Here is a 7498-nt window from a genome sequence, read left to right on the forward strand (position 1 = left end):
GCGAGCACCGGGCCCAGTGACTCTCCGTGGCGACCACATGGGCGCACCGTCGCCTTGCGGCCCCCTGCGCCCCATGTCGTTCTGGAATCGGCAGGGCCACCAGCGTGCCCCGCCACCGACCCAAGTTCTCGGAGGAGATCTTCATGCGTTCTCTCAAGCGTGTCCTGGCCGCCGGTGCCATCGCCGTCCCCCTCGTGATCGGCTGCGCCGGGCTCGCCTCCGCCCACGAAGGCCACGAAGAGCACGAAGGCCCGTCCGCCCACTGGGGCCAGTCCCAGTTCGTCGCCAACGAGGAGGGTGCCGGCCTCGCGGAGAGCTTCTCCGTCGTCGGCCCGGACGGGGTCGAGCACGGCACCCGCTGGATCTGGGCGGGCGACGACGGCGTCTTCGGCTCCTTCACCGAGGCCGGCGCCCACTTCTAAAGGCTGGCCTCGGGCCAGGTGGCCCGGCATCACACACACATCGACCCGCGTGTCACGGCCTCGGCCGGGCGACCGCGGGTCGATGCGCGTTCCGGGGCGGGAGCCGGGCCGGCTCCGACGGTGATTCAGGAACCCTGGTCCGCCTCGGTGGTCTCGGCGGCCCCGGCGCCGGAGAGGTGCAGCGTGAACGGCGAGCCGTTCGCCGTGGGGTTCCAGCCCTGGGCGCGGGCGGTGCGGATGCCGTGGGCGACTTCGCGCGGCAGGATCAGGTCGGCGGGGGTGAGGTCGGGGTGGAGGCGGGCCCGGCGGCCGGTTTCGACGACGAGGGTGGTTCCGGGGTGGGCCGCGTCCTCGGCGACGTAGCCGAGGGTGCCGCCTTCGTAGTCGCAGCACAGGTGTCGCCGACTGGCGTGCCAGCGGTATGCGGTGCCGTCGACGACGATGCGGCGGGTGCCTTTCCTGGCGAGTGCCATGGTGGCGCCTTTCGACGGAGGAGGGGTCTCGGGTCCCCGGACAGTGTCCGGGGCGGGCGCGCCGGTGTCACCGGGTTTTCCGCAACGGCGGTGCGGTGGCGGGGATTTGGTGTCACTCACCCCAGAGGCGGGACAGGTGGGTGTGCAGCAGGTGTTCGGCTTCTTCGGGGGTGCGGTGGCCGATCAGGACGTGCGCGGTGAGGCCGTCGGTGAGGGCGAGGAGGGTGCGGGCCTCGTGGGTGGGGTCGGGGAGGTCGCCGGCGGCGGCGATGAGCCCGGTGAGCAGGGTTTCCAGGTCGGTGTAGCTGGTGCGCAGGCCGGCGGCGAGGGCGGGGTTGACGGCGGCGGCGGCGAGGAAGGCGATCCAGGTGCGGGCCTGGGCGCGGTGCTGGGTCTGGAGCAGGGCGAGTTCGCGGGCGAGGTGGCCGACGGTGCTGGCCGGGGACTGGGCGGGGGCGGCGCGCAGGCGGGCGTGGGCCCGTGCGGTGACCTGGTGGCCGATGTGGGCGAGGGCGAAGTGCAGCATCTCGTCCTTGGTGCGGAAGCAGCGCTGGACGGCGCCCATGGAGACCTGGGCGCGGGCGGCGACATCGCGGAGGGTGACGGCTTCGAGGCCCTGTTCGTCGATCAGGGCGCAGACGGCGTCGGCGATCTGACGGCGGCGTTCCTCGTGGTCCACCTGTTTGGGCATCGGCTGCGGCCTCCCGTCGATTTTATTCGATGCGAGTGTATCGGTTCACGGGCTAGAGTGCGGCTCGGTTCCGATGCAACCGCATCGGAAAAACCCTTGGAGCATCTCGAAGGCCCAGGAGGACCGGATCCATGTGGAAGCTTTCCGCCACCGCTCTCGCCACTGCCGTCCGCAGCGGCGAGGCGTCCGCGCTCGATGTGATGGATGCCCATCTCGACCGGATCGCCGAGGTGAATCCGCGGGTCAACGCCGTCACCCAGCTGCTCGCCGACCGGGCCCGTGCCGGGGCCCGCCTGCTCGACCGGCGCCGCGCCGCCGGGGAGGAGCTCGGCCCGCTGGCCGGGGTGCCGTTCACGGTCAAGGAGTGCATCCGGATCGAGGGGGTCGCGACCACCTTCGGCACTCCGCGCTTCGCCCACCTGGTCGCCCCCGAGGACGCGATCTCGGTGGCTCGGCTGCGCGCGGCCGGGGCCATCCCGCTCGGCCACAGCAACATGCCGACGCTGATCCTGTCCGGCATGCATCCCCGCAGTGAGCTGTACGGCGAGACCCTCAACCCGTGGGACCCGGGGCGCACGCCCGGCGGCACCAGCGGCGGGGACGGGGTGGCGGTGGCCACCGGGATGGCCGCGCTCGGGCTCGGCAACGACTCCGGCGGCTCGGTCCGCATCCCGGCCGTGTTCTGCGGCGTCGCGGCGCTCAAGCCGAGCGCGGGGCGGTTCGCCGCCGACCAGCGCATGCTGGGCCCGGACGACCCCGGGCCGGCCTCCCAACTGCTGGTCCACGACGGCCCGTTGGCCCGGACGGTGGCCGACCTGCGGGTCGCCTTCGAGGCGCTGGCCGGGCCCGACCCGCGCGATCCGCGCACCGTTCCCGCGCCGCTGTACGGCCGTCCGCTCGACGGGCCGCCGAAGGTCGCCGTGGTCACCGATCCCGGCGGGCTCGGCGTCCACCCGACCGTCCGCCGCGCGATCGAGCGGGCCGCCGGGGCGCTGGCGGAGACGGGGTACGACGTGCGTGAGGTGCCGGACGCGCCCCGGACGGTCGAGGCGTTCGAGGCCTACCAGCAGCTCACCAACACCGAGTTCGCGCCCGCCTGGCCGGCCGTCCGGCAGGTGCTCGGTGAGGGCGGCGACCGCTACATCGGTTTCGCCATGAACAAGGTGCCGCCGGTCGATGCCGCCGGGCTGATCGCCCTGCTGGGCACCTGGACGAACATCCGCCGTTCCTGGGCGGAGTTCATGGAGCAGTACCCGCTGCTGCTCGGCCCGGTCTTCACCGAGCCACCGGTCGAGCCCGGCTTGGAGTCGCGCGACCAGGCGGGGCGGGACCGGGTCGCGGCCGCGATGGCGCTGAGCTCGGTGACCAGTTTCGTCGGCGTCCCGGCGGTGGCGGTGCCCACCGGTGTGGGCGAGGGTCTGCCGACGGGCGTCCAGCTCATCGGCCGGCCGTTCCGTGAGGACCTCTGCCTCGCGGCCGCCCAGCACATCGAGGACCGGCTCGGCACCCTCGCCCCCGTCGATCCGGTCTTCTGAGAGGCCGTCGGGCCGGGGCGGGCCGCAACCCGCCGGGGCCCCGGGGATCTCAGGCCCGCCCGCGCACCGCGCCGGTGGCGGCGACCAGGGCGCCGAGCACCGTCGCCGCGACCGGCACCAGCAGCGCCGCGCGGAACGCCTCCAGCGGGGTCGCGCCGGAGCCGAGCGCCGCCAGGTTCACGGTGGTGACCGCCGAGAGGCCGAGCGCCGCGCCGAACTGGAAGGCGGTGTTGAGCAGCCCGCCGGCCAGGCCCTGTTCGTCCTCGGCGACACCGTCGGTGGCGGCGATGGTCAGCGGCCCGTACGCGAGGGCGAAGGCGAGGCCGGTGAGCAGCATGGTCGGGAACATCATCGGGTACGTCCAGTCGGCGCCGACCGGGAGGAACAGGCCGTAGGAGAGCGCGGCCGGCAGGAAGCCCCCGAGGATCACCCGGGGGTGGCCGAAGCGGTCGACCAGTTTGGGGGTGAGGGTCGGTGCCAGCACCGAGTCCACGCCGACGGCCAGCAGGGCGAGGCCGGTCTGCGGCGGGGACCAGCCGCGCAGGTCCTGGAGGTAGAGGGTGACGACGAACTGGACGCCGAAGAACGATCCGGCGAACAGCAGGGCGCCGAGGTTGGCCCGCAGGAGGGTGCCGGTGCGCAGCAGACCCGGCCGGACCAGCGGTGCGGGTGAGCGGCGTTCGATCCGGACGAAGGCGGTGAGCAGCGCGAGGCCGCCGGCCAGGACGGCGGCCGTGGTGGCGGGGCGGGTGCCCGTCTCGCCGAGCCGGACCACGCCGTAGACCAGCAGCAGCATCGCCGCGGTCGCGGTGATCGCCCCGGCGAGGTCGAACCGGCCGTCTGGGGTGCGCTGTGGCGCGGTCTGACGCGGAATCAGCACGGTGGCGGCGGCGAGCAGGACGGCGGCCAGCAGGACGGGGGCGAAGAACACCCAGCACCGGCCGATCGCCGTCAGCAGGCCGCCGGCCACCAGGCCGAGCGAGAATCCGGCGGCGGCGGTGCCGGCGTAGATCAGCAGGGCCCGGTTGCGGCGTGGGCCTTCGGTGAAGGCGGTGGTGATGACGGACAGTCCGGCGGGGGTCATAAGGCCGCGGACAGGCCGGTGACGAAGCGGGCCAGGATCAGCATCCAGCCTTCGGTGGCCAGGCCGCCGAGGCCGGAGAAGAGCACGAAGACGCCGAGCCAGAGCAGGAACATCCGGCGCCGGCCCAGCAGGTCGGCCGCTCGGCCGCCGAGCAGCATGAAGCCGCCGTAGCCGAGCACGTAGGCGCTGAGTACCCAGGACAGTGCGCCGGTGGACATGCGAGTCCGTCAGCGGGTGATGTCCACGTCGACGGTGAAGTCCTGCTGGCCGGGCGGGCAGGGCTTGGCCTCGCCGCAGCTGCTGCGGTGGGCGGTCAGGCGGACGGTGCCGGCGGTGCGGGCGGTGAAGGCGGTGGTGACGGTGCCGCAGCCGCTGCCGGGGCGGCAGGAGGGCGCGGCGGTGGTGGCGGGCTGCCCGGTGGGGGCGAGCAGGCCGGGGTCGGTGCTGGTGGCGGGCGACCAGTAGGTGCTGTGGAGTTCGGTGCGGATGGTGGTGCCGGGCGCGACGGTGATGTGGGTGCGGTCGGCGGATTCGTCCAGTACGACGGGGCCGGGCGCGGGGTGCGCGGCGGGGCTTGCGGTGGTCGTCGTCGATCCGCAGCCGCTCAGTGCGGCGAGGGCGAGCAGGGCGGCGGCGGCGGTCTTGAACGGATTCGGTGTCATGGCTCCGTCTCTCGGAACGGGTCGGGCCGGCGGGTGTACGGGGATGGGACGCGGCGGGGGTCCGGTCGGATCCCTTGGGGCGGGCCCTGGTGCGACGGCGCCGGGGCGGGCCCGTGGTGGGTCCGCCCCGGCGCCCCCCTGGGGGAGGCTGGTGCCGCGTCAGGAGACGTTGAGCGCGGTGTCGTCGATCACGAAGCTGGTCTGCAGGGAGGAGTCCTCGGTGCCGGTGAACTTCAGGGTGACGCTCTGGCCCGCGTAGGCCGACAGGTCGAAGGACTTCTGCACGTAGCCGGTGGCGGCGTTCACGTTGGAGTAGGTCGCCAGGGTGGTGGAGTTGGCCTGGACGGTCAGCTTGTCGTAGGCGGTGGTGCCGGTCTCGGCGGTGTCGATGTGCAGCCAGAAGCTGAAGGTGGCCTTGCAGCCGGCCGGGATGGTCACCGTCTGGGAGACGGTGTCGGTGTGGGCGGAGCCGTAGCCGTTCATCCAGGCCTTCCAGGAACCGCTGTGCGCGGCCTGCGAGGTGGAGTTGTCGAGCACGCCGGTGGTGGTGGTCCACGGGGCGGCGGTGCCGGTCTCGAAGCCGGGGTTGCCGAGCAGCTGGGCGGCGGTGCAGGTGCCGCCGCCGGTGCCGGCCTCGGTCCAGCTGAAGGAGGCGGAGCCGGCCGAGCCGGTCGTGTCGGTGGCGGTGACCGTGACGGAGGAGGTGCCCGCGGCGGTCGGGGTGCCGGAGATCAGGCCGGTCGAGGAGTTGATCGACAGGCCGGCCGGCAGGCCGGTGGCCGCGTAGGTCAGGCTCTGGCCGGACGCCGAGTCGGTGGCGTGGATCTGCAGGCTGGCGGCGGTGCCGACGGTGCCGCTCTGGCTGCCGGGGTTGGTCACGGTGACGGTGTTGGCGCCGCCGTGGGTGAGGATGGCGTGCGTGATGGCGCAGGAGTTGGTGTCGTTGGACCAGCTGGCCTGCTCGGCGAAGGTGCCGTAGGAGCCGAAGCTGACGTTGGCGGCGCCGCCGGCGGTGCCGGGCCGGAGCCAGGCGCACTCGTCGGAGTTCTCCTGGCCGTTGTACGAGGAGCCGGAGACGTGGTTGGTCCAGCCGCCGGCCGGGTTCTGGTCGGACATCATCTCGTGCCACTCGTGGCCGAGGGTCATCGTCCAGCCGTCCAGTGTTCCGGGCGAGTTGACGAAGCCGACGCCGCAGGAGGAGCCCATGTCGATGTTGTAGGGCTGGTTGGAGAACGCGATGTCGCCGTACGAGGAGTTGACCGCGCCGCCGGTGAGGGTGGTGTCGCCGTTCCAGTCGTGCCAGGCGCAGTAACCCTGGGTCGGGCTCTGGTAGTTGTCCGGGTTGGTGCCCTTCGGCGACAGGACCACGTAGTAGGCGTCGCGGTTGGCCGCGGCGGTGGTGTTGCCGAAGTGGGCGGCCGCGTTGACGGCCTCCACGCCGAGCTGGTGGCCGGTGGCGGAGGCCGGGGAGGCCGCGGCGTTGTCGTACCAGACGCCGGAGAGCACGCCGCCGCTCTGGTAGGGGATGAACGCGGCGTTCGCCGGGCAACTGACGGCCCCGGAGGCGACGTTCGGGCCGTCGCACCACTGGGTGAGGTCGGCGGACCAGGTCTCGCCGTTGGTGCCGATGCCCTTGAACATGTTCTGCGCGGCCTGCGCGGCGCCCGCCGTGTCGTTGGAGAACGTCAGGTTGCCGTTGGCGTCGGTGCCCTGGCTGCCCCACTGGGTGCCGTAGAACACCAGGTAGACCTTGGAGTGGCCGCTCTGCACGCCGATGCCGTCGACGCCGCCGCCGTACGAGAGGGTCTGCTGGCCGGTGGCGGCGGCCTGCGGCTGGTTCGCGATGCGTTCCTGCTTCTGCTTGGCGTACTGCTTCATGCCCGGGATGGTGCTGTTGGTGAGCGCCGGGCTGAACGGGTTGAACTCGTTGGAGATGCCGCCGGTTCCGGCGGATCCGTGGTGCGCCTGGCCGGAGACCGACGCGGCGGCCGGCCGGGGGGTGGCGGCGTTCGCCGGGGCCGCGGTGGCAGCGAGCCCGGCGGCGGCGAGCGCGAGCGAGGCGGCTGCGGTCAGCGCCGCCATCCTCGAACGCAGGGCGGTGGGGGTCATACCCATGGGTGGGGAGCCTCTCTGCTCCGGCCGCCCGGACCTCGGTGGGGCGCAGTGCGGCCGATATACCTGGGGCGGAGCGGACGGTGGGGCACGACCGGGAACGAGTGCCGTCGCACGGAAATACGCGGTATTCGCATTTCCGGGTGGCAGCAATCGAATTGACGAGCAGTCGAATTGACGGGGCTTCGTCGGGGCCGGTCGCCCGTCTGCGGCCTGAAGCAAAGCAGAGCTGCTGATGAACAGTCAATGGAGCTGGTTCAGGGAAAAATCAGGAACCGGATCTGCGCAGGTGGGGGCGCCTGTCGGCGCAGTGGTTCAACTTCCGTCGGTGTCAACAGTTTTCAAGTTGGCATCCCTGTTCTTGGCTGTTCAGGTGGATTGCAGTACCGCCCCTTTGCGAGGTTTTTGAATTCCGGGCGCAGGACAATGCCCGGCCGCGAACGGGTTTGCCGTGGTCGGGGTCGGCCAGACCCGGCGCCGAATGCCGCGGGGGCGCGGGGCGCGCGGTGTCGCGCGCCC

General features: G+C 72.7%; 6 protein-coding genes and 1 pseudogene. 2 read left to right on the forward strand and 5 right to left on the reverse strand.

Annotated features, from left to right (window positions below; translation table 11 throughout):
- The first annotated feature begins 143 nt into the window (after positions 1-143).
- Positions 144-422 (forward strand): hypothetical protein, encoded by a 279-nt coding sequence (locus tag ACFV18_RS31755; RefSeq protein ID WP_380488759.1) that lies wholly within the window; start codon positions 144-146, stop codon positions 420-422.
- Positions 423-547: 125 nt separating this feature from the next.
- Here the strand turns inward: ACFV18_RS31755 and ACFV18_RS31760 are convergent, their stop codons facing one another.
- Both ACFV18_RS31760 and ACFV18_RS31765 read right to left on the reverse strand, forming a co-directional pair.
- Positions 548-895 carry a hypothetical protein gene (locus ACFV18_RS31760; protein ID WP_380488760.1) on the reverse strand — a complete coding sequence of 116 codons (348 nt, stop codon included), beginning with the start codon at positions 893-895 and terminating at the stop codon, positions 548-550.
- A gap of 112 nt (positions 896-1007) precedes the next feature.
- Complete coding sequence (locus ACFV18_RS31765) at positions 1008-1586, reverse strand: TetR/AcrR family transcriptional regulator (RefSeq protein WP_380488761.1); 579 nt, start codon at positions 1584-1586, stop codon at positions 1008-1010.
- A gap of 131 nt (positions 1587-1717) precedes the next feature.
- Here ACFV18_RS31765 and ACFV18_RS31770 point away from each other — a divergent pair, with 131 nt between their 5' ends.
- Entirely contained in the window at positions 1718-3121 is a 1404-nt protein-coding gene (locus ACFV18_RS31770; RefSeq protein ID WP_380488762.1) for an amidase, read from the forward strand.
- Between the two features lie 49 nt (positions 3122-3170).
- Here the strand turns inward: ACFV18_RS31770 and ACFV18_RS31775 are convergent.
- The 3 genes and pseudogenes from ACFV18_RS31775 to ACFV18_RS31785 form a co-directional block, all read right to left on the reverse strand.
- Positions 3171-4423: pseudogene (locus tag ACFV18_RS31775) on the reverse strand (MFS transporter); the annotation flags it as partial.
- A gap of 9 nt (positions 4424-4432) precedes the next feature.
- A complete protein-coding gene (locus tag ACFV18_RS31780) occupies positions 4433-4867 on the reverse strand; it encodes a hypothetical protein (protein WP_380488763.1) in 435 nt (144 codons plus the stop codon).
- A gap of 159 nt (positions 4868-5026) precedes the next feature.
- On the reverse strand, positions 5027-6982 hold the full coding sequence (locus tag ACFV18_RS31785; RefSeq protein WP_380488764.1) for a putative Ig domain-containing protein: 1956 nt from the start codon (positions 6980-6982) through the stop codon (positions 5027-5029).
- Positions 6983-7498: the final 516 nt, after the last annotated feature.

The sequence above is a fragment of the Kitasatospora sp. NPDC059673 genome, from assembly GCF_042734215.1.
In the GTDB taxonomy this organism is placed as follows: Bacteria; Actinomycetota; Actinomycetes; order Streptomycetales; family Streptomycetaceae; genus Kitasatospora.

Coding starts and splice junctions, on each gene's coding strand:
- ACFV18_RS31780 (WP_380488763.1), bottom strand. CDS start 4,867: ATGACACCGAATCCGTTCAAGACCGCCGCCGCCGCCCTGCTCGCCCTC.
- ACFV18_RS31770 (WP_380488762.1), top strand. CDS start 1,718: ATGTGGAAGCTTTCCGCCACCGCTCTCGCCACTGCCGTCCGCAGCGGC.
- ACFV18_RS31755 (WP_380488759.1), top strand. CDS start 144: ATGCGTTCTCTCAAGCGTGTCCTGGCCGCCGGTGCCATCGCCGTCCCC.
- ACFV18_RS31765 (WP_380488761.1), bottom strand. CDS start 1,586: ATGCCCAAACAGGTGGACCACGAGGAACGCCGCCGTCAGATCGCCGAC.
- ACFV18_RS31760 (WP_380488760.1), bottom strand. CDS start 895: ATGGCACTCGCCAGGAAAGGCACCCGCCGCATCGTCGTCGACGGCACC.
- ACFV18_RS31785 (WP_380488764.1), bottom strand. CDS start 6,982: ATGGGTATGACCCCCACCGCCCTGCGTTCGAGGATGGCGGCGCTGACC.